The following is an 18,876-nucleotide window of genomic DNA, read 5'->3' as shown; positions in this document are numbered from 1 at the left end:
TAGAAGTTAACCGCTGTGACATCCACCATAAGTTTTATCCCAACACGATGTTGGTCACTCAGTCGTTACCTCAGTATGCGATGTTTTTAGACTAAGTTCCTCCTTATCAGTGAGTGTTAGGACACTAGCTAAAATAATGCTTGTATTCATCTCGCCATCTATAGAGGTAGGAGAGCTCCGTACCTGTCGACTTGCTATCGGTACAGAAAACATTCCTGAAAGAAATTAAAACAAAAAGGAACAAGCCTTTTAAGACTCGTCCCTTTTCATAGATTGTTCATGCTGAAGCAGCCATTCCTTCCTCCACAAACCGCCCGCATAGCCTGTTAGCTTTCCATTAGAGCCGATAATCCGGTGACAGGGCACAACAATGCTAAGCTTATTTTTGCCATTTGCACTCCCTACAGCTCTAATAGCTTTTTCATTTTCAATAGCAACCGCAATATCCTTATAAGATGCCGTTTCAGCATACGGTATTGCTGTTAAAGCACACCACACTCTTTTTTGAAACTCAGTTCCTTCAAATTGATATGGGAATGTAAAGTCTTGGCGTAGCCCCTTAAAATACTCATCAAGCTGATTGTAGCATGCTGTTAAAATCGGCGATGCCTCAGTTTGTTCTGCATCATCCTTTTCGGAAAAGAGTATAGAAATAATCGCTGCATCTGTTCCCATTATTTCAATTGTGCCAAGAGGTGATTCATAGTATAATTTATATTTTTTCTCCATATAATGACCTCCACAAATAAAAGGTTGCATATCCCTGCCAGCCTTGCCAATTAGCCGCATACGCCTCTATTTGATTTATTGTTGGTTTTTCTTCAAGATGTAAAAGAGCTTTTAATGCATTATGAAGACCCACATCTGTAATTGGAAAAGCAGCGCTTTGATGTAGGCATCGCATCATCACATAATTTGCCGACCATGCGCCAATACCCCTTATTGATGTTAACGATTTTTCTATATCCTTCATTTCTAATAATTTTTCTTTCGAAAGATTGCCATTCACTATTTCCCGCGCAATGTTAATAATATATTCAGCCTTTCTTGTAGTGAATTGAAGCTGCTTCAAGTCCTCTACAGTCAAGTCTGCTATTTTTCCAGCTGTAGGAAATTTCCAAAACTGTTTCCCCTCAAAAACCACATACTCTCCAAATTTTTCAATCAATCGTTTCTTTAATGTGTAAGCAAATGTTAAATTAATTTGTTGACCTGTAATTGCCCAAACAAATGCCTCAAATAAATCTGGAATACACACAATCCTTAAACCGTAATATTTTTCAACAAGTGGCTTGAGTATTTTATCTTGGCTAGCCAATTGATAAAAACCCTCTAAATTTTGTTCCAAATCAAACCACTCCCAAATATACTGTGCTACTTTTTTACGTTCAGCTGCGGGTGGAACCCCCATCGGAAATTCAATCTTTATGCGATGATTTACTGATGTCACTTTACATAAAGTTTCACTTATTACTTTATATATGGAACTATCTGTTATTTGGTGGAGCACCTCTAAATTTGATCTATCTAAATAAACTAAACACGCATCAAAATTAAATTGTTTAGGAGGCAAGACTTCGAAATAAGATTCGGAATCAATCCATTGCATTTTGGAATTCCTTTCTATATTCGCTCGGCGAACAGCTTTTTAAGCTTCGGAACACTTTATAAAAATTAGAAGGGCTTTGAAAGCCAACCTCATAGCAAATCTCCAAATTCGTTAATTTGCTACTTTTAAGAAGATAGGCAGCTTTATCAATGCGTATTTTCTCCAAATATGTGCGTGGTGTCTCAGAAGTTTCTTGTTTAAATAAACGCTCTAAATAATAAGGACTTAAGCCAATCTGCCTTGCTATATCCTTCAAGCTTAAATTTTGCTTATAATGATTAACTAGAAATGTGATAATATTTTTTACAACCTCAATATGCGGTGAATGCTCGATTTCAGGCTGACATCGTTTACATGGACGATAGCCTGCTTCTTCAACAGCCCTTTTATCATCATAAAACTCCACATTTATCTTTTTAGGCTTCCTTGACCTGCAGGAAGGGCGACAGTATATTTTCGTCGTTTTTACTGCAGTGAAAAATAAACCATCATATTTTCGGTCACAAGCCATAATTTTTTCCCACATTTCTTCAAATGTTAGGTCAATATTGGTCACCATATAATCTACCGCTCCTTCCGCATCAAGTTAATTGCATTCATTTTATCAGGAAACCGCTCTTCATTTCATCCTTATTCTTGCTATTATGGTCGCCAAAAAGGAATTCCTTTTCAAACGATGAGGTTGTCTGAAAAGCCTATTTTATTTTGATACCGCAGGTTTTCATTGCTCCATTTTTATCGAAGATAGACACTGCTAAAGCTAATGTTCATCACGTTTTTAAAGATGTCTTCTCTATATAGTTGAGTCAATATTTTGTCAATTATCATCGCCACTGTCCAAAATGCCGGCTATGTACGGCTTTTTGGACGCCCCGGTGAAATGCCTCTCGTAAACTAGTTAAAACTGCTTGTGGCACTTCTTTTATCGTTATATCTTTCCCCAAAAAAAGGAGCCAATTTGTTAGCTCTTCTAATTCATCTGCATTGTTTATATCGATGTAGGTTTCCAGCATCGCTGTCGTTTGGAAGGGATTCGTATAGGTAAGGGAAAATTTTAGAGGATGGTATTTTTTAAATTGAGCAATTGCCCTTGGACCTAGCTCTAAAATAAGATTAATTTCTTCCTCCTGCTTACTTAACTTTTCTAAAATTTTTTTCTTATTTAACTGTTTTTTCATAGAGGCTGGCTCTACATCTATCAGCTTATCCACCGAAAAAATTCTTCTCTTTTCCTCCTTTAAATCAAAGCCTTCGATAAACCATAACCCCTTTTCATGATAAAGATGCAAAAGATAAATGGTATATTGCCCCTCTTTGACAGTGAGCTGTAAACAGCTATCTAAAAGAATGATTTGAATCAGCTTTTCTAATATTGGATGTGGCAAATCAGATAGCTCTAGTAAATCGGGATTGTTTGGATTCGTTCCTTCAAAAAGCAAAATTTGATTTAATAGTACAAGGTCATCTTGCTGTGTTTCCGATATAAGCCCTAGTAATTTTTCAGCTAAGGATTGTCGGCTTTTTAAATAAGGGAGCTGTTGATTTCTCGTTGCCATAAAAGCAATAAAAAGTGCTTTAATTTCGTTATCAGTAAAGCGAACATTGGGTAAAATAGAATTATTCATTACAAAATAGCCGCCCGCTCTTCCCACCTCAGCATCAAGTGGCATACCCATTGCCTCAATTTCTCGAATATCGCGAATAGCTGTCGCACGAGAAATATTAAATTCCCGCATAATTTCAGAAATTGTAAAATGGGAGCGATTGTTGATATACCGCATAATGACATTAATCCGTTCTACTTTTTTCATTATGCCCTCCTAAACAGTATCATTTTTTGATATGATTAAACGCTATTATAAGTATATCAAATGAAAGCTCAAGTCATTTGATAAAATTCAAAAAAGGCAGGTTATAAACATGGGAAACTATACGCTTGAAGAAAAAGATGGCTTCACTGTTTTAGGCATAGGAGTTGAGCTGAAAAGCGATTACACAGATTATATTGGCATTAACAAGGAAAAGTCAGATTTTTGGCAGGCAATCCAAGAAGATGGCAGGCTTAATACTTTAAAAAACCTAGCAACAAATGATTATATCTTTGCTGTAAATGAGGCTGTAAATAACAAGATGATGCACTACGCTGGCGTTTTGACAAAGGAAACATTACCAGAAGCAACAAGAATTATCCAATTCCCAAAAGGCGAATATTTGGTCGTGAAGGGAGAAGCAAACACATCAGAGGAATTAAGCAATCAGCTTACCGGCATTGCCTTCGGTCAAGCTTTACCAGCAGCAGAGGATGTTGCCTATGTTGGTGGACCAAATACAACGGTTGAAATGGGAGAAAAAGACGGCTTAGTATACGGTGAAATGTGGATTCCTGTTGTGAGAAAGTGAAATACTGTAATGTGTGTCCCTTAAGCAGTACATTGCCTGCTTAAGGGACTCTTTCATCAAAGGAATAGCTAGATAAAATTTTGGAAATGGAATAAACACTGGTTTTATAAGCTTTTACGAATTTATTGTATTTAATTATGCATTTTGAAGCAACAAAGCTATCTTTTAGGAAAGATAATAGTAAAAGTTGCGCCTTTATTTATTTCACTTTCTATTTCGATGACAGCATCGTGATAAGCAAGTACTTCTTGAACAATAGACAAACCTAATCCCATCCCATCTTTATTTCGAGCTTTATCTACTCGATAAAAACGTTCAAATATTTTTTCCATTGCTTGTTCTTCCATACCAATACCAGTATCCTTAATCTTCACGACAACTTGAGAATTCTCTTCAAAACTTTGAATACTTATTTCTCCATATTGCCTGTTATACTTAATTGCATTTCCAATTAAATTTTCCCAAGCATTCATCAGCAACGATCGATCTCCAAAAATCGTTACAGGATATAAATCTATTTTAATTTCAAGTCCTTTATCTTCTATACGCCACAACATAGAATGCACAACTTGATGAAGCTGTTCATCTACACGTACTAGCTTTTTATTAATTGGGTAAGTTCTTTGATCAATTGAGGTCAGTATTAGTAATTGTTTCGTTAAATTTGATAAGCGTTTTGCCTCTATTTGAATGGTTTTATTATAATTCTTCCCTTCAACTGAGGAAATTTCCTTATCAAGCAGCTCTGAATATCCTTGTATATTTAATAGCGGTGATTGAAAATCATGAGAAACATTATTGACAAATTTCTTGCGTGCTTCCTCTGTATTCGCTAACTTCTGTTGCATCATTCGGAAGCTATCAGCAAGCTTTCCAATTTCGTCTTTTCTATTGATCATTAAAGGATAATTAAAGTTATGATTAGCAATTTCTTGCGTTGCACTTGTTAATTCTGACAGTGACCGAGTCAATTTTCGAGACACAAGTAAAATGCCTATAATGCTACAAATAAAGACTGCAAATATAAAGCCAAGAATAATTAAATGAAACTCTGTAAAGAAACTTGTATTATTTGAACGTAAAAATAATGCATATTCTTCACCTTCAAGCTCTAGCTGTGTCCCAACAGTATTTTGTATATCATTTGCAAAATGACTCATCATCAAGTATGAATTTTTGAAGGATTTGATTCCATGGTACGCATCTTCTTCTTTAAATATTGAATGCATTTGCTCGTTTAACTCACTATTATGAAATGGTTCTCCAAAGATAATCTGTTGTCCATCTTCCTTAACTAATGCAATTTGGTAACCTAAGTAACTCATTGTTTGTAGAAAATCCGAAGATGCCTGCAGGGTTGTTTCATGCTTTTCCATTTGTTCAGCCAATTGTTCGGCAATATCTAAATAACGATTATTCATTTGTTCTTTTACAAAAGCAACATAAAGTATATTTGAACTAATAAAGCCTATGAAGATACTCATACAAATAATCATGAATGTATATAAAATAAAGCGCTGTAGTAATTTCATCCTCTTACCTCGAGTTGATAGCCAAAGCCTCGAATTGTAACAATTTCAATTGTAGCTTCAGCTCTTTTTAATCGCTCTCTTATTCGATTAATATGAGTATTTAGTGTAAATTCTGGTTGCTCTAAGGTTTCACCCCATATTTCATCAATTAAATCCCAACGATTCACATTTCGCCCTGTCCTTTGTAATAAATAGAATAACACCTCTAATTCTTTCATTGGCCAAATATATTGCTTGTCCCCAATTTTAAGCTCCCAATTGTTCTGATCCATTTTGACATTTCCCGCAACACTTTGTGATTGATTTACTTTTCTATAACGACGTAAAATAGCATTTATGCGGAAAAGCAGCTCCTTTGTTTCAAACGGTTTAACAATATAATCATCAATCCCTTGTTCAAAACCTTTTTCCTTATCTTCAATTTGCCCTTTTGCTGTTAACAAAATAACGGGAATTTCATATTGTTTAGTAACTATATTCGCTAATTGAAAGCCATCCATTCCAGGCATCATCACATCAATGATTGCTAAATCAAATGAATATTTTTTAAAAAAAGCAAGCGCTGCCTCGGCATTGCTTGCTTTTTTCACATTATATCCAGCCTGTTCTAAATGGATAGAAACTAATTGCAGAATCGCTTCATCATCGTCCACGACTAATAATGGCAATTACTGTTCCTCCTCCATGAGCTTATTTACTATCTTTTTCGAAGAATAAAATGAGTGAGGGTAATAACATTCCTCGAACTAAGAATGTATCAATGATAATACCAATTGCGACGATAAATCCAAAAATAAATAAATCTGTAATCGGCATTGTCATTAATGCAGCAAATGTTGCTGCAAGTATAATACCTGCTGACGATATTACTCCACCTGTATTACGTATAGCTATTTCTAAGGCATCCTTCACGTTTTGATATTTGCGTTCTTCTAGGAAACGGCTGACAAGAATAATATTGTAGTCAATTCCTAATGCTACTAAAAATATAAAAGCATAAACTGGTGCACGAGTTGAAATAGCATCAAAACCGAATAACGCATCTACTAAGAAAATTCCTAATCCTAACGCCGATACAAAGGAGATTAAAATCGTTGCCATCATATAAATAGGCATTTTAATTGAACGTGTAAGGACTAGTAAAAGCAAAAGTATGAGCAGTGTTTCTAAAATCACAATTTTAATAATATCTTGATTATTTACTTGTTGTTCATCAACTAGTTTTGCTGTTGTACCAGCATAAGATAACTCAACTTCTTTATTATTTGATAAGCGGTAAGTCGCATATTCATCTCGAAGTTCTCCTAAAAATTCAATTGCTTCAATACTATAAGGATTTTCCTTTAATGATACTGTTATTTTACCATATTTTCCATTATCCGATAACCCTGAAGGTCTAGCCGAGCTAATATCTTCTTTTTCTAAGAAATTGGTTGTAATTTCTTGTAGTTGTTCTTGAGTTAGTCCTTCCCCAGTAACAAGTACTGTTGTTTGAGCTAAATCACCTTTATTAAACTTTTCTTCAACTATTTCAAATGCTACACGAGACGGTAAATTTTCAGGGAAGTTTTTTACAGAGTTAAATTCATAATCTAAATTAAATACATTTATTGCGGTTACTACCAAAAATAGCAATACTGTACCACCAACTAAACCTGGCTTTGTTACAACAAATTTAGCAATCGGTCCCCAAATTCCATGTTTAACTTCCTTTTCCTCACCATATATAGGTACTTTAGGCCAAAATGCTTTTCGTCCAAACAATGCAAATAGTGCAGGTATGAGTGTCACAGAAGCAATCATTATAATAATCATCGCCGCACCAAATACCGGTGCGAAGTTTTGGTAATCCCGGAAATTAGCAAAGTACAAAATAATCATCGCTGCAAATACAGTACCACCTGCGAATAATACTGGTGTTGCAGTTGCACGCATCGCTACTCTCATTGCTTCATATTTATCTTCATAATAATTTAACTCTTCACGATAACGAGAGAAAACAAATAATGAGTAATCAATAACTGCTGCAAACAATAAAATGCTCATTATTGATGTTGTAGCATTATTGATTTCAAGTCCTCCCATACCTAGTAAAGCCACTGTTTGGTTAACAATTTGATATACTACTACCGTTGCAAATAGTGGAATTATTGCCAATAACGGAGAGCGATAAATGATAATTAATAAAGCCAAAATGATTGCGATTGTTGCAAATAATAGCTTTAAGTCTGCTGATTCAAATAACTTTACTGTATCACCCGCAATACCTGCTGGACCAGTAATATAGAAGTTTATATTTAATCTTTGAGCAATTTTAATGCCTAATTCTGTAGTTTTATCATTAATTTCTGCATATTCTGCGTTTCCTAAACCTGCTTTAAGATTCATAGGAACAATCAATGTCGTTTTATCTTCTGATAAAAATGCTGATAATGCTTGTGGTGGTAATTTTGAAATATCAACAATACTTTCTATGCCCTCAAAGTTTTCCTGTTTAATTCCATCAATAATTGTAACAGCATCTTGTATTTGTAGTTCTCCTTGTGGATTATGGAATACATATATCCCAGGTGTCCCCTGATCTTTCGGGAAATACTCATCTAATTTAATTTGTGCAACCATAGATTGAGCGTCACTTGGTAGCGATTGAAAATTAGTTACTTTATAATCTCCTAATTTCGGTCCTGCACTAATGCCTATCATTAATACTAACCAAAGTATAACAGTTATCCATGCGCCCTTTTTTGTAGCTACTCTATCTGTTAATGATTTTATGAAATTCATTGTTGTCCTCCTTTGCATAACTTTTTTAAGTATAAAACCTTTATATAAACTTTATATAAATTTCAAAGGAGGCCTATATAGCTCTCTAATAATTTGTAGTTAGCTTATCCAAAAACAATAATAACAAAAATCCCTTTAGCAAAGAAATGCAACAAAGGGATTTAAAGTAATATTCAATTACTACTGCTTAACTAGAGCAACTCATCGAATAGGGTTTTCAAAGTTCCAGTTCGTATATATGACTGCTGCAGTAACTGGATTTGCGGACGTATCTTCTGTAAAGCCACCGATTAGATTCCCTACTCTAAATGTAGGCTCAAATAATTGCTCCTCTTTAGGTGCTGCTGTTGGTCCATCTATCCCTAACTCTGTTTCATCTGTCACAACTACTATCATTCCGTTATCCAATGTAAAGCTTAGACCATCTGCTCCGACCTCTGTGATAAAGCCTTCAATATTTAGCAATACGCTAGCGGCGGGCGCTGTATGGTCCACTACAATTCTTTCCGTCAAATCTAACGCTTTATCGTGATTTATATTTGTTAAAGCAGCTATAGCAATTACTGCGCAGGATGCTACACTTCCAACTATCAATTTTAAGTTTTTCATAAAACCCCTCTTTTCTTTTTGCTCATATTCCATCATCTCTTTTTGCATTTTGCTTTTAAATTCTTCGGAAGCATGAATCTGCTTCATCACATTCTTATAAGCATTCATCACACTTTACTCCCTTCGTCCAAAATCATTTTTAACTTCAATCGTGCCCTTCTCAGCTTTGAACCTACAGTATTTGCTTTCATCTCTAATAAATCGGCAATTTCAGTAGTCGTGTATCCTTCATAATAATGTAAATAAACAATGACCCTATCCTTTGGGTCAAGCTCAAAAATTTCAGGGAGTACCATCTGCTCCTCTTTTGCGATAAACGTCATTTCTTCTGTTATCGGTACCGTCTTCTTAACGCGAGAAGACTTAAAATAATCCTTGCATTTATTAAATGTCACTTTTATGAGCCATGCCTTTAAATGCCCTTCATGATTGAAAGATTTTGTCTGTCTCATTAGTGTCATATAGACCTCTTGAACAATATCCTCCGCCTCAGACATACTTTTGGTCTGCTGCACAGCAATTCGTATTAGAGTATCGCTATATGTTTGAACAATGTCGTGAATACGTAAGCCGGCGAACGTTCTCATACCTAACCTCCTTCACCTCATAATACGATTCATATTCGTTTATTCGTGCAATAGATAAATTATTTTATTTTTCTTAATATAAGTAAATTGATAAACTATTCATATAGGACGAGATTAGGAAACTAGCGTAGATGCTATTAACGATGCTTATGTGGAACGGTTTTCTATGAGACGTGCTGCCGACCTAGATGGAATGGTAGGACCTGCTTTATTCCTAATTAGTGACGACGCTTCCTATGTAAATGGGGCAAGTCTATTAGTTGATGGCGTCTGGGTAATCTCTGGTTATCCATATTTGAGCAAGTTTACGTAATAAATATAGAAATCGACTACAATTAGGAAATGAGCAGGGGGGAGTTTTTTCGTTGAATTAAGACGATGTTTGAATTCAATACTACCTGTAAGTGCTTTAGCTGCGCTTTCTTGTATAAATACTTATTTTTCTAGTTGGTTTTTCGCCTCTTGTACAATAAACCTAATTAAAAAATCTTGCGTAATGCTTTTGACATTATCGCCATATTGAAAGTCATCTATCATTTCACTTATTTCATACCAGATACCTACTTTTTCGTTAGCAAAATGGTCACGTATCACTTGATAAATCTCATATCCAATATTTATCGCATTATTGGCATCTAGTATTATTTGTTGTAACAAATGCTGTACGTAAAATTCCACACTTTCTTCATAAGATGGTTCCGTCAACTTTAACTCATTTAATGCCCTTTTGAAAAATTGTTCTACTTCAAAATATTTAATGGTTCTTCCAAAGCAGCGAGGAAATTTACGGCCGGTGAAGAAAATTCATTATCTAACATTTTATAAGCCCATTCTACATAATCCACTGGCAAAATGTTGCCTTCTAATTTCTTATAATACAAAAGCTTTATATCCATTTAATACTCCTTTACTTATCGTAAGGTTCTTCGTCATAGTACTAACCGAGGTTTATAACTACTTTTATTGGTTCTCATCAAAACCACTTACAAGAACCATATTTTTCGAAATTCATATTATACAAGAAAGCATATTTGTACTCGTTTAACTGCTCTCGAGCAACGGCTTTTATACTTCTTATCTTTCGAAAACAAAAAAAGAAGGTGTTTATAATTCAGAATTCCAAGTATCTAGATATTTTATCTAAACTAGGTATTGAGGGTGCACACCCCGGTGGTATTAATCTGACAAAGGAAATATTCAAAAGGGAGAACATTAACAGAAAATCTTACATTTTAGATGTAGGGTGTGGCACCGGTCAAACTGCAGCCTATTTAGCTTACAAATATGGAGCAAAAGTAACTGGTATAGATATTAATCCAACAATGGTTGCAAAGGCCAGGAGGAGAATGAAAAAAAATCATTTACCTATAAAAATAATTCAAGGCTCCGCTGAGAAAATTCCATTACCAGATAATCTTTTTGATTTTATTATTTCTGAATCTGTCCTTTCTTTTGTAAATAAACCAAAAGCTCTTAAAGAAATCTTTCGGTTATTAAAAATTGGCGGTCGTTTCATTGCAATTGAACATACGATTAACGAGCGACTAAAGAAAGAAGAGGAAAACGAAATCAAACAATTTTATGGATTTGATTCCCTTACTATGAAAAAAGATTGGGTGGCATTGATGAAATTGGCAGGTTTCGAACATATTCGTATACAAAAAAACACATCCATCGATTCAATGCTTAATATCCATTATTTCAATGATATTGAACCTGAATTTTATGACATTATGCGAAAACATTTTAATATCCTTTCCAAATATGAAGGAAAATTAAGCTATAGAATTTATTCATGTACAAAATAAGTCGGAATTTTCCTGAAAGCAATTTAACCATTTCACTTTGTTCTTAGCCTTATGAAAGGCTTATCCGAAAAGAAATCAAAATAGCTTTTTTAAAACTAACATCACAAAGGCCACTTAAAGTGCTGATATATCAGCGTTCTAAGTGGCTTTTTTACAAACCTTAATCGTGGTGGAGTTCACCGTATTATGAATGGCATTTTTTAATGGAATTATAAAACAACCACTGAGATTTGCTCTAGTGGTTGTTTTCATAAACCGCACTTACTTATGGTAAGGTTCACCCTTAATAATCCTAAAACTCCGATAAATCTGCTCAACTAGTACGAGCTTCATTAGCTGGTGGGGTAGGGTCATTTTGCCGAAGCAGAGCTTTTCGTCTGCGCGCTTTAGCACATCTGTGTGCAAGCCGAGTGACCCGCCAATTACAAAAGCGACCTTGCTTTTGCCGTATGTCATCAATGCGTCGAGGTCGGTGGCCATTTCTTCGCTTGTTTTCATTTTGCCGTCGAGGGCGAGGGCGATTACGTGAGTGCCGTCTTGAATTTTTGAGAGGATGCGTTCGCCTTCCTTTTTTTTGACGAGCTCCATTTCGGCGTCTGATAGCTGTTCGGGGGCTTTTTCGTCAGGTACTTCGATGAAGTCGATTTTTGCGTAGCTGCTTAGGCGTTTAGCGTATTCGTCTATGCCCATTTTTAAGTATTTTTCTTTTAGCTTGCCTACAGAAATGATTGTTATATTCACAGCTTATCCACCTTTACAATTCATTTACAAACATCTTATCCACAAAAGTTATCCACATATCAACAAGTAATTTCAATATATTGTGTAAAGTTATTTACTTGATACAATATATATAGCTTGCTCTTCACAGTAGTCACATTTTGTGGATAACTTTTCGTTATTATTTAGTTTATCCATAATGGGAAAATCTTCACACTCTGCTACAAACATGTCTAAGGCATGATCTATATGAGTTTCACAGCTAAATTTTTTCATTTTTTGTCGCCTCCAATAATCTGAAATTTCCACAAACTTATACACATTCTCCACAATGTTATCCACAATCTATTGTAGCAAAGAAAAAACAAGTAGGAAAGAACGCACTTTCTTTCCTACTTGTTGTGTATGACGATGCTTGTAGTTATCCACAGTTATAGCGTTGCACTGTTGTTTAATGTTAATTGTAATTCTACAATTTCTCCTTGGCGATATACCTTTAGCTGTAATGTATCGCCAACTTCTTTTTCATTATATAAATGCTTGCGTAGCTCGATCGCATTTTCAATTTTTTTGCCGTCCATTTCTACGATGACATCATATTGTTGCACACCTGCTGTTTCTGCTGCTGAGCCGCGCACTACGTCTGTTACAACTACACCAGTTGTGATTTCTTCTGGTATTTTTAATGTTTGTTGTTGATAGAAGGCTGGCACTTCCGTTAAATCAAGAAGTGATACCCCCATCGCTGGACGCTTTACTTCGCCATGTTGCTCTAATTCTTCGATAATTGGAATGGCTGAATTAATCGGAATTGAAAAGCCTAAGCCTTCGACAGAAGATTGCGCAATTTTCATTGAGTTAATGCCGACTAACTCACCCGCAATATTAATTAGAGCACCACCACTATTACCGGGATTGATAGCTGCGTCTGTTTGCAATACTTCCGTTTGCCAGTCTTCCTGACCGTCGTTGTTTAAATCAACTGGTACCGAGCGGTCTTTTCCGGATACGATTCCTCTCGTTACAGAGCCGTAAAATTCTAAGCCTAGTGGATTGCCGATTGCGATAACTGTTTCACCTTGCTTTAATGCGTCAGAGTCGCCGAATTTAGCAGTAGCAGTAACATTTTTGCTATCAATCGCAACAACTGCTAAATCTGTCCAAATATCGCTACCGACAAGTTGTGCCTCCTCTTTAGTACCGTCCGCTAAAGTTACTTCTAATTGCTGAGCGCCCTCAATGACATGATAATTCGTTACAATAAAGGCTTTATCTTCAGCAATTTTATAAATAACACCAGAGCCACTTCCTGCTTCTTGTGAAGAAACGGATTGGTTCCAAAAACTAGATACTTCTTGGATGTTTGTTATACCGACAACTGCTTCAGATACTTGCTCTACTGCGGTCGTCACATCCGATGATACTTCCGTTACAGTTTGCTGAATCTTTGTGTTACTTGAATCAGCTGTTTGATTTGCTGATTCTGTGCCAGGCAGTTGCCCTACAAGTGAGGGCAACATAAGCCATACGAGTAGCGCCCCGACAATAATACCGGATAGTCCACTCATAAAATAGCCTACTTTGCTTCCCCCATTGTTCTTTTTATTGCGCTTTTTCTGCGCCTCTAATTCTTCTCGACGTAAACGCTCTTGTAGCGGTGTTAGTTGTTCTTGTTCCGTGTTATGCTCATCGAAATTCGTCATCGAAATCTTCCTTTCGTTCATTTGTTATTATTAGCATACACATGAAACATTAAAATTAGATGAAAATTAATTAAAACTGCAATAAAAATGTTGCGTATCAAATGTCGTGCAGTGGCCGGCATTTTATACACTTTCGGTGGTGTTTTTTTAAAATTTTACTTTGTGGAGAAGGGTTAGAGGATTTTTTTATAGTTTGAAACATTGACTTTAGCAGTATTATCTTTCAGCAAATGGAGTTTTTCGAAAGTTCAAAACATTGAATTCGGCGGCATCCTTTCCCTCTTACACCAAACAAAAACGTCAAAAAGGTCCGCTACTGCACGGCTTTTTGACGCTTCTCTTTATACAGTTACTAATTTCGTTGGCTCCTCTGCATCGGTGTCATGTAAGTGGACGAATTCACCTGTAATAATGCCACATGATTGCAATGTTTGTGAAACGCTCATGCGCGCTAAATCCTTCATATTATTGTCTTTACTTAAATGAGATAAATAAATTTGCGTTGGCTTTTCGAAAACAACCTCGCTCATTGCAACAGCTGCATCCTCATTTGAAACATGTCCCACATCGCTTAAAATCCGCCGTTTAATGCTCCATGGATAACGTCCCATTTGAAGCATACCGATATCATGATTGCTTTCAAAAACGAAAGCATCTGCTCCGCGAATATGGCCTTTCATACGGTCGCTCACATAGCCTGTATCTGTCATAACAGCTAGCTTGCGCCCTTCCTCATGGAAGACATAAAACATCGGGTCAGCGGCATCATGAGACACAGCAAATGACTGAATATCCAGTGTGCCGAATGATTTCATCGTCTCCATATCAAATTGGAAGCGTAAATCGGTTGGAATATTGCCTATGCTCATATCCATTGCTGCCCATGTTTTTTCATTGGCATAAATCGGAACATTATATTTTCGTGCGACAACCCCCAAACCTTTAATATGGTCGCTATGCTCATGAGTTACTAAAATACCTGATAGCTTTTTCATATCACGGTCAATTTTAGCGAAAAGCTGCTCCATTTTTTTGCCGCTTAGGCCGACATCTACTAAAAAGGCATGCTCATCATTTTCTACATAAATAGCATTACCTGTACTGCCGCTAGCTAAAACACTAAATCGCATCGTCAAAACCCCTTATTCTTCTTCCTCTACTGCTTTTACATCGAGCTGCATATCAACCACTTTTCCTTCAACCGCATTGACGAAAAATTCTTCACTTGTTCCTTCCTGCGTTTGAACACGTACTTCCCATGTCGGTGCGAATACTTGTGTTTGCGTAAATTGGAACAATGTTGAATAGCCTAGCTTCATGCTCGTAATATGTGAATTCGGCTTAATAAAATTGCGCGCATACAATACTTGAATAATTTGAATTGGTGGCAGCAAATTTTTTTGTTGCTCTAATTCTCCTAGCTGCTCAAGCATTGTTTGCTCATATTTATAAACCTCGCCTTGCTCGGTGAAATAAACTTTCACAAGACCTTTTAATGAATAGTAAAGGGTCCGGTCATTCATACGTTGAAAGTAAATTGCAGTTCCTTCCTCACGATTAATATCCCACAAGGTATAGGAAGCACCTGCATTTATATACTGTTGGATAAACTCTTGAAATCCTGATTGTTCCATATTACGTAGCTTAATAGGCTTTTGGAACGTCACAATGAGCGTATCCTCATCTTCTACTCGGTACATTTCATTTATTCCTTGCAGTGCATCTGAGGTGTTAAAAAGCTTTACTTTGCCAGATATATAGGCCGCTTTTTCGACGTTATTAGGCAAAGCTGCATACGTAATATTGTCATCCTTTAATTTAGCCTCTATATTTTTTTCCCCGAGTACCTCTACATTTTGATTTTCCTTGTAGTTCTTTACATACTGCGAATAGAGGAAAATATTCAAAATTAAAAAGACAAAGATGAATATAGATTTTGTTTTATTCCAATCCATATTCACTACCTCCTACTCGCTCCAACGTGAGACGTCCCCAGCCATTTGTCGTCAGCATAAACCAGCTTGGTTCTAACGTAAATAGTTGCGCGCCTGCATCATGCACTAAATAATAACCAATTACTAAATCCTCTATTTCCTTCAAATCCTTTTTTAAATTGGTTTGAATATGTTCAATCGTCCGTGGTCCCGATGCTAATTCTTTTGCAGCTTTGTCATCAGGAATAATCATATCAAGCACATAATAAGGTCTGCGATAACGGAAAATACGATTATCTCCCCATGTTGTAGAAATACGTGTTGTAGTCGTATCACTATAAACAGGAAGGTCTTTGAAAAACATTTGATAGTCGATTATATGCTTTTGATAATTCATTGCTGCAAAACGGTAATCGGCAGTAATTCCACCATGCTCATTTAGAAAATCTAAGCTGTCCTTTAGTAAAACAGATGCTGCAATTGGTGAGATGCTTTCAGCTGCAGGATAAACATAGTGAACTGATTGCGTTAGTGTATCTAATGTCATAAGTGACATGGCATCCGTATATTTTTCAGAGTATGCACTTTCTATATTGCGTTGCACGATATTTGGGTCTGTAAATAATATCTTTTTTAATCGCTCGGATGAAATTGATTCTACCAAATACGTGTATGGAACAATCTCTGTCGGATTCATTAAAACATATAATGATGTTGCGCCAGGGCGCTCTATTTCCATATAGCTGTCCAATATTACTGCACGATCAATAATATTTCTCTTAAAGTTTATTTTATCAGGTACCCTCACAAAAGAGCGATGCAATGTACGATTGTCTGTGTTGATAAATAAAAACTGCAATTGATCTGTTATCGCAAGACTGCTCCAATCAATAATGACACGGTCAAAGGTCATTTCAGGTATGTCTTCTTTATCATGGAATGGCAAAATAGAAGCGAATGTAGGCATAGGTATATCCGCTTGGAAAAATAATGTCATGCGATTTGGAGCTCTTAGCATTTCATTTAGTTTTTCTTCTGCTAAATTATGATTAATTAACGTTAAATCATTTGCTTCCATCTGAGAAAGCTCACTCATCAACGTATCAATCACTGCACTCGATGTAGTTCCTGTGAAATTTTCCTCACCTTTAAATAGTAAACGATATGGCTTTACTACTTTATTAAGTGCTTTTTGTTCTCCAAGAGTTACATGCTCAACCTGTATATCCTCTATTGTTTGATACTTCGGTTTATAGCTCCATGTTAAAAAAGTTAATGTCATACTAAGTGCGATGAGTAGGAATAGGATAACTGATTTTATATGCTCAATATATTTCACTCCCATTCCTCCTCTTCATTTAATTCACATGGTAGTGTGAAGAAAATAGTTGTACCCTTGCCTTCCTCGCTCTCTGCCCAAATTCTCCCGCCGTGTGCCGCTATCATATCCTTCGCAATAGCAAGCCCCAAGCCTGTGCCCCCCATTGAGCGAGCACGTGCACGGTCTACACGATAGAAGCGTTCAAAAATGCGCGTTAAATTTTCTTTGGGAATACCCATTCCATCGTCGGAAACCATAACTGTAAGTATATTATCATGCACGGTAAAACCAAAACGAATATTTCCACCATCTGGAGAATACTTCAAAGCATTGGAAATAATATTATCAATTACTTGTGTTAATTTATCGGTGTCAATTTCTACAAAATAGCTTGTTTTCGGCAATAGGCGCACAAATGTAACGTTTTGAGATTTTGACATTTCAAAACGATCGATAATGCGATGTAAAAACTTATTAAACTCTACAAATTCCTTTTTTAAATCATAGTCTTGACTATCCATTCTAGAAAGCTGCAATAAATCATTGACTAAACGAATCATACGCTCTGTTTCCGTTTGCGTTACATTTAAAAATGTTGGTGCGATATTTTCATCGCGCCATGCACCGTCTGCAAGCGCCTCTAAATAGCTTCGCATCGTCGTCAATGGCGTGCGTAGTTCATGCGAAACATTCGATACAAATTCGCGTCGCTCCATATCTATTTTTTCTTGCTCCGTAATATCGTGTAATACGGTAATTAACCCGTTGACAAAGCCCGTTTCCTTTTGAATAACCGAGAAATTAGCACGCAAAATATAAGGTGCCTCCTGTGTGCTAAAATTTAGATTCAGCGGCTCCTTCATATGAATTAAATCTTCAAAGCTGTAATTTTGGTCTAAGCCCAGCACTGACGCAATTGGTCGATTCAACATCGCCTCACTCGTAACATGTAATAAATTCAATGCCGGTTCATTAATTAAAATTACTTTCCCCTTACGATCTGTGGCAATAACACCATCTGTCATATTACTAAGTACGGTTGCAAGCTTACGACGTTCTGCCTCAGTTGTAGATTGCGCCTCCTGCAAGCGATTCGTTAAGTGATTGAAGGCAATAGCGAGCTGACCAATTTCATCCGTACCGTAAACACGAACTTTGCGCGAGAAATTCCCCTTCGCCATCGCCTGTGCCTGCTTACGCATATCAGAAATCGGGCGCGTAATTGTACGAGCAATTAAAATTCCCAATATAACTGTAATAATAAGGGACATTGCCGTTCCCGCTGCAAAAATACGATTAATATCACTCATTTGTTCAAACACTTTTTCAATATTTGATTCAATATAAATCATACCGATTACTTCGCCATCAGGTCCTACCGTATCTAAAACAGGCTTGGCTAACACCCAAATACGCTTACTTGTTTTGTTATCGTAGTAAATCATATCTATCAATGTTTCAGCAGCCATTGCTTTACGTACAAGCTCGTCAGTGGAGGGTTGCCCAACAATCGATTGGTTATTGCTTTCTGATGTTGCTAATATTCGATTGCGATGGTCAATTACGCGAATTTCCTTAATATCGCGTGATGAAATATCACCAGTGGAAAATTCACGCAATAAGGAGCTTAAGCTTTCCTCTAATTGTGGTGATGTATCATTGCGTTCACGTAAAATTTCTTCACGAATGCTATATTGAACAAGGTCAATACGCTGAAAAATCGATTCCTGAAAGCTTGTTTTTAAGTTTTGCTCTAGCTCTCTTGAAAAGTACAGCCCGATAATTTGCAAAGCAATAATAATTAATAAAATATAAATTAAAACAAGCTTTACGTGAATAGATTTAAAAAAACCTACTTTTTGCATTTTT

General features: G+C 36.2%; 21 protein-coding genes. 3 read left to right on the top strand and 18 right to left on the bottom strand.

The window, feature by feature from the left end:
- Positions 1 to 249: 249 nt before the first annotated feature.
- From MHH70_RS11680 to MHH70_RS11665, 4 genes are all read right to left on the bottom strand, one after another.
- The gene (locus MHH70_RS11680; RefSeq protein WP_066168622.1) at positions 250 to 729 is read right to left on the bottom strand and encodes a methylated-DNA--[protein]-cysteine S-methyltransferase; all 480 of its coding nucleotides are present in this window, start codon (positions 727 to 729) and stop codon (positions 250 to 252) included.
- Entirely contained in the window at positions 713 to 1,609 is an 897-nt protein-coding gene (locus MHH70_RS11675; protein ID WP_342471553.1) for a DNA-3-methyladenine glycosylase, read from the bottom strand. The genes MHH70_RS11680 and MHH70_RS11675 overlap by 17 nt, the downstream gene beginning before the upstream one ends.
- A complete protein-coding gene (locus MHH70_RS11670) occupies positions 1,596 to 2,168 on the bottom strand; it encodes an Ada metal-binding domain-containing protein (protein WP_066168615.1) in 573 nt (190 codons plus the stop codon). Before MHH70_RS11670 ends, MHH70_RS11675 begins: the two co-directional genes overlap by 14 nt.
- A gap of 265 nt (positions 2,169 to 2,433) precedes the next feature.
- Positions 2,434 to 3,420, bottom strand: coding sequence for an HTH domain-containing protein (locus MHH70_RS11665; RefSeq protein ID WP_107943528.1), 987 nt, complete (start codon positions 3,418 to 3,420; stop codon positions 2,434 to 2,436).
- A 109-nt stretch (positions 3,421 to 3,529) separates the two neighbouring features.
- Between MHH70_RS11665 and MHH70_RS11660 the strand changes: the two genes are divergently transcribed.
- Positions 3,530 to 4,009, top strand: coding sequence for a GyrI-like domain-containing protein (locus MHH70_RS11660; RefSeq protein WP_066168609.1), 480 nt, complete (start codon positions 3,530 to 3,532; stop codon positions 4,007 to 4,009).
- Between the two features lie 158 nt (positions 4,010 to 4,167).
- Here MHH70_RS11660 and MHH70_RS11655 read toward each other — a convergent pair whose 3' ends face one another.
- The 5 genes from MHH70_RS11655 to MHH70_RS11635 form a co-directional block, all read right to left on the bottom strand.
- Positions 4,168 to 5,541: a HAMP domain-containing sensor histidine kinase gene (locus MHH70_RS11655; RefSeq protein ID WP_107943530.1), complete on the bottom strand. Its 1,374-nt coding sequence runs from the start codon at positions 5,539 to 5,541 to the stop codon at positions 4,168 to 4,170.
- Positions 5,538 to 6,209, bottom strand: coding sequence for a response regulator transcription factor (locus tag MHH70_RS11650; protein WP_342471552.1), 672 nt, complete (start codon positions 6,207 to 6,209; stop codon positions 5,538 to 5,540). The genes MHH70_RS11655 and MHH70_RS11650 overlap by 4 nt, the downstream gene beginning before the upstream one ends.
- A 22-nt stretch (positions 6,210 to 6,231) precedes the next feature.
- Positions 6,232 to 8,325, bottom strand: coding sequence for an MMPL family transporter (locus MHH70_RS11645; RefSeq protein ID WP_342471551.1), 2,094 nt, complete (start codon positions 8,323 to 8,325; stop codon positions 6,232 to 6,234).
- 201 nt (positions 8,326 to 8,526) lie between these two features.
- A complete protein-coding gene (locus tag MHH70_RS11640) occupies positions 8,527 to 9,042 on the bottom strand; it encodes a hypothetical protein (protein ID WP_235616086.1) in 516 nt (171 codons plus the stop codon).
- Positions 9,042 to 9,521, bottom strand: coding sequence for an RNA polymerase sigma factor (locus MHH70_RS11635; RefSeq protein WP_107943534.1), 480 nt, complete (start codon positions 9,519 to 9,521; stop codon positions 9,042 to 9,044). Before MHH70_RS11635 ends, MHH70_RS11640 begins: the two co-directional genes overlap by 1 nt.
- A gap of 166 nt (positions 9,522 to 9,687) precedes the next feature.
- Between MHH70_RS11635 and MHH70_RS11630 the strand changes: the two genes are divergently transcribed.
- Complete coding sequence (locus MHH70_RS11630) at positions 9,688 to 9,834, top strand: hypothetical protein (RefSeq protein WP_342473236.1); 147 nt, start codon at positions 9,688 to 9,690, stop codon at positions 9,832 to 9,834.
- A 122-nt stretch (positions 9,835 to 9,956) separates the two neighbouring features.
- On the opposite strand, the gene MHH70_RS11625 is transcribed toward MHH70_RS11630, so the two are convergent.
- Entirely contained in the window at positions 9,957 to 10,226 is a 270-nt protein-coding gene (locus MHH70_RS11625; RefSeq protein ID WP_342471550.1) for a hypothetical protein, read from the bottom strand.
- Positions 10,227 to 10,261: 35 nt separating this feature from the next.
- Positions 10,262 to 10,417: a hypothetical protein gene (locus MHH70_RS11620; protein WP_342471549.1), complete on the bottom strand. Its 156-nt coding sequence runs from the start codon at positions 10,415 to 10,417 to the stop codon at positions 10,262 to 10,264.
- A gap of 204 nt (positions 10,418 to 10,621) precedes the next feature.
- On the opposite strand from MHH70_RS11620, the gene MHH70_RS11615 reads away from it, so the two are divergent.
- A complete protein-coding gene (locus MHH70_RS11615) occupies positions 10,622 to 11,329 on the top strand; it encodes a class I SAM-dependent methyltransferase (protein ID WP_342471548.1) in 708 nt (235 codons plus the stop codon).
- A 261-nt stretch (positions 11,330 to 11,590) separates the two neighbouring features.
- Here MHH70_RS11615 and rlmH read toward each other — a convergent pair whose 3' ends face one another.
- The 7 genes from rlmH to walK form a co-directional block, all read right to left on the bottom strand.
- Positions 11,591 to 12,070 (bottom strand): 23S rRNA (pseudouridine(1915)-N(3))-methyltransferase RlmH, encoded by a 480-nt coding sequence (gene rlmH / locus MHH70_RS11610; protein ID WP_066168588.1) that lies wholly within the window; start codon positions 12,068 to 12,070, stop codon positions 11,591 to 11,593.
- Positions 12,071 to 12,160: 90 nt separating this feature from the next.
- Positions 12,161 to 12,325 carry a CxxH/CxxC protein gene (locus tag MHH70_RS11605; RefSeq protein ID WP_107943550.1) on the bottom strand — a complete coding sequence of 55 codons (165 nt, stop codon included), beginning with the start codon at positions 12,323 to 12,325 and terminating at the stop codon, positions 12,161 to 12,163.
- Positions 12,326 to 12,480: 155 nt separating this feature from the next.
- Positions 12,481 to 13,752 (bottom strand): trypsin-like peptidase domain-containing protein, encoded by a 1,272-nt coding sequence (locus tag MHH70_RS11600; protein ID WP_107943551.1) that lies wholly within the window; start codon positions 13,750 to 13,752, stop codon positions 12,481 to 12,483.
- A 341-nt stretch (positions 13,753 to 14,093) separates the two neighbouring features.
- Positions 14,094 to 14,882 carry an MBL fold metallo-hydrolase gene (locus MHH70_RS11595; RefSeq protein WP_066168582.1) on the bottom strand — a complete coding sequence of 263 codons (789 nt, stop codon included), beginning with the start codon at positions 14,880 to 14,882 and terminating at the stop codon, positions 14,094 to 14,096.
- A 12-nt stretch (positions 14,883 to 14,894) separates the two neighbouring features.
- Positions 14,895 to 15,707, bottom strand: coding sequence for a two-component system regulatory protein YycI (yycI, locus tag MHH70_RS11590; RefSeq protein WP_066168580.1), 813 nt, complete (start codon positions 15,705 to 15,707; stop codon positions 14,895 to 14,897).
- Positions 15,694 to 17,025 (bottom strand): two-component system activity regulator YycH, encoded by a 1,332-nt coding sequence (yycH, locus tag MHH70_RS11585; RefSeq protein ID WP_066168577.1) that lies wholly within the window; start codon positions 17,023 to 17,025, stop codon positions 15,694 to 15,696. Before yycH ends, yycI begins: the two co-directional genes overlap by 14 nt.
- Positions 17,022 to 18,872, bottom strand: a complete 1,851-nt coding sequence (gene walK, locus MHH70_RS11580) for a cell wall metabolism sensor histidine kinase WalK (protein WP_066168574.1) — start codon at positions 18,870 to 18,872, stop codon at positions 17,022 to 17,024. The genes yycH and walK overlap by 4 nt, the downstream gene beginning before the upstream one ends.
- Positions 18,873 to 18,876: the final 4 nt, after the last annotated feature.

The organism is Metasolibacillus sp. FSL H7-0170 (genome assembly GCF_038593115.1).
Lineage (GTDB): Bacteria > Bacillota > Bacilli > Bacillales_A > Planococcaceae > Metasolibacillus > Metasolibacillus fluoroglycofenilyticus.
The sequence above is the reverse complement of the archived record's forward strand: the minus strand, read 5'-3'. Positions and strand labels throughout refer to the sequence as shown.

Coding starts and splice junctions, on each gene's coding strand:
- MHH70_RS11670 (WP_066168615.1), bottom strand. CDS start 2,168: ATGGTGACCAATATTGACCTAACATTTGAAGAAATGTGGGAAAAAATT.
- MHH70_RS11605 (WP_107943550.1), bottom strand. CDS start 12,325: ATGAAAAAATTTAGCTGTGAAACTCATATAGATCATGCCTTAGACATG.
- MHH70_RS11655 (WP_107943530.1), bottom strand. CDS start 5,541: ATGAAATTACTACAGCGCTTTATTTTATATACATTCATGATTATTTGT.
- MHH70_RS11630 (WP_342473236.1), top strand. CDS start 9,688: ATGAGACGTGCTGCCGACCTAGATGGAATGGTAGGACCTGCTTTATTC.
- MHH70_RS11595 (WP_066168582.1), bottom strand. CDS start 14,882: ATGCGATTTAGTGTTTTAGCTAGCGGCAGTACAGGTAATGCTATTTAT.
- MHH70_RS11665 (WP_107943528.1), bottom strand. CDS start 3,420: ATGAAAAAAGTAGAACGGATTAATGTCATTATGCGGTATATCAACAAT.
- MHH70_RS11680 (WP_066168622.1), bottom strand. CDS start 729: ATGGAGAAAAAATATAAATTATACTATGAATCACCTCTTGGCACAATT.
- MHH70_RS11620 (WP_342471549.1), bottom strand. CDS start 10,417: ATGGATATAAAGCTTTTGTATTATAAGAAATTAGAAGGCAACATTTTG.
- MHH70_RS11675 (WP_342471553.1), bottom strand. CDS start 1,609: ATGCAATGGATTGATTCCGAATCTTATTTCGAAGTCTTGCCTCCTAAA.
- MHH70_RS11645 (WP_342471551.1), bottom strand. CDS start 8,325: ATGAATTTCATAAAATCATTAACAGATAGAGTAGCTACAAAAAAGGGC.
- yycI (WP_066168580.1), bottom strand. CDS start 15,707: ATGGATTGGAATAAAACAAAATCTATATTCATCTTTGTCTTTTTAATT.
- MHH70_RS11600 (WP_107943551.1), bottom strand. CDS start 13,752: ATGACGAATTTCGATGAGCATAACACGGAACAAGAACAACTAACACCG.
- walK (WP_066168574.1), bottom strand. CDS start 18,872: ATGCAAAAAGTAGGTTTTTTTAAATCTATTCACGTAAAGCTTGTTTTA.
- MHH70_RS11640 (WP_235616086.1), bottom strand. CDS start 9,042: ATGAATGCTTATAAGAATGTGATGAAGCAGATTCATGCTTCCGAAGAA.
- MHH70_RS11635 (WP_107943534.1), bottom strand. CDS start 9,521: ATGAGAACGTTCGCCGGCTTACGTATTCACGACATTGTTCAAACATAT.
- MHH70_RS11660 (WP_066168609.1), top strand. CDS start 3,530: ATGGGAAACTATACGCTTGAAGAAAAAGATGGCTTCACTGTTTTAGGC.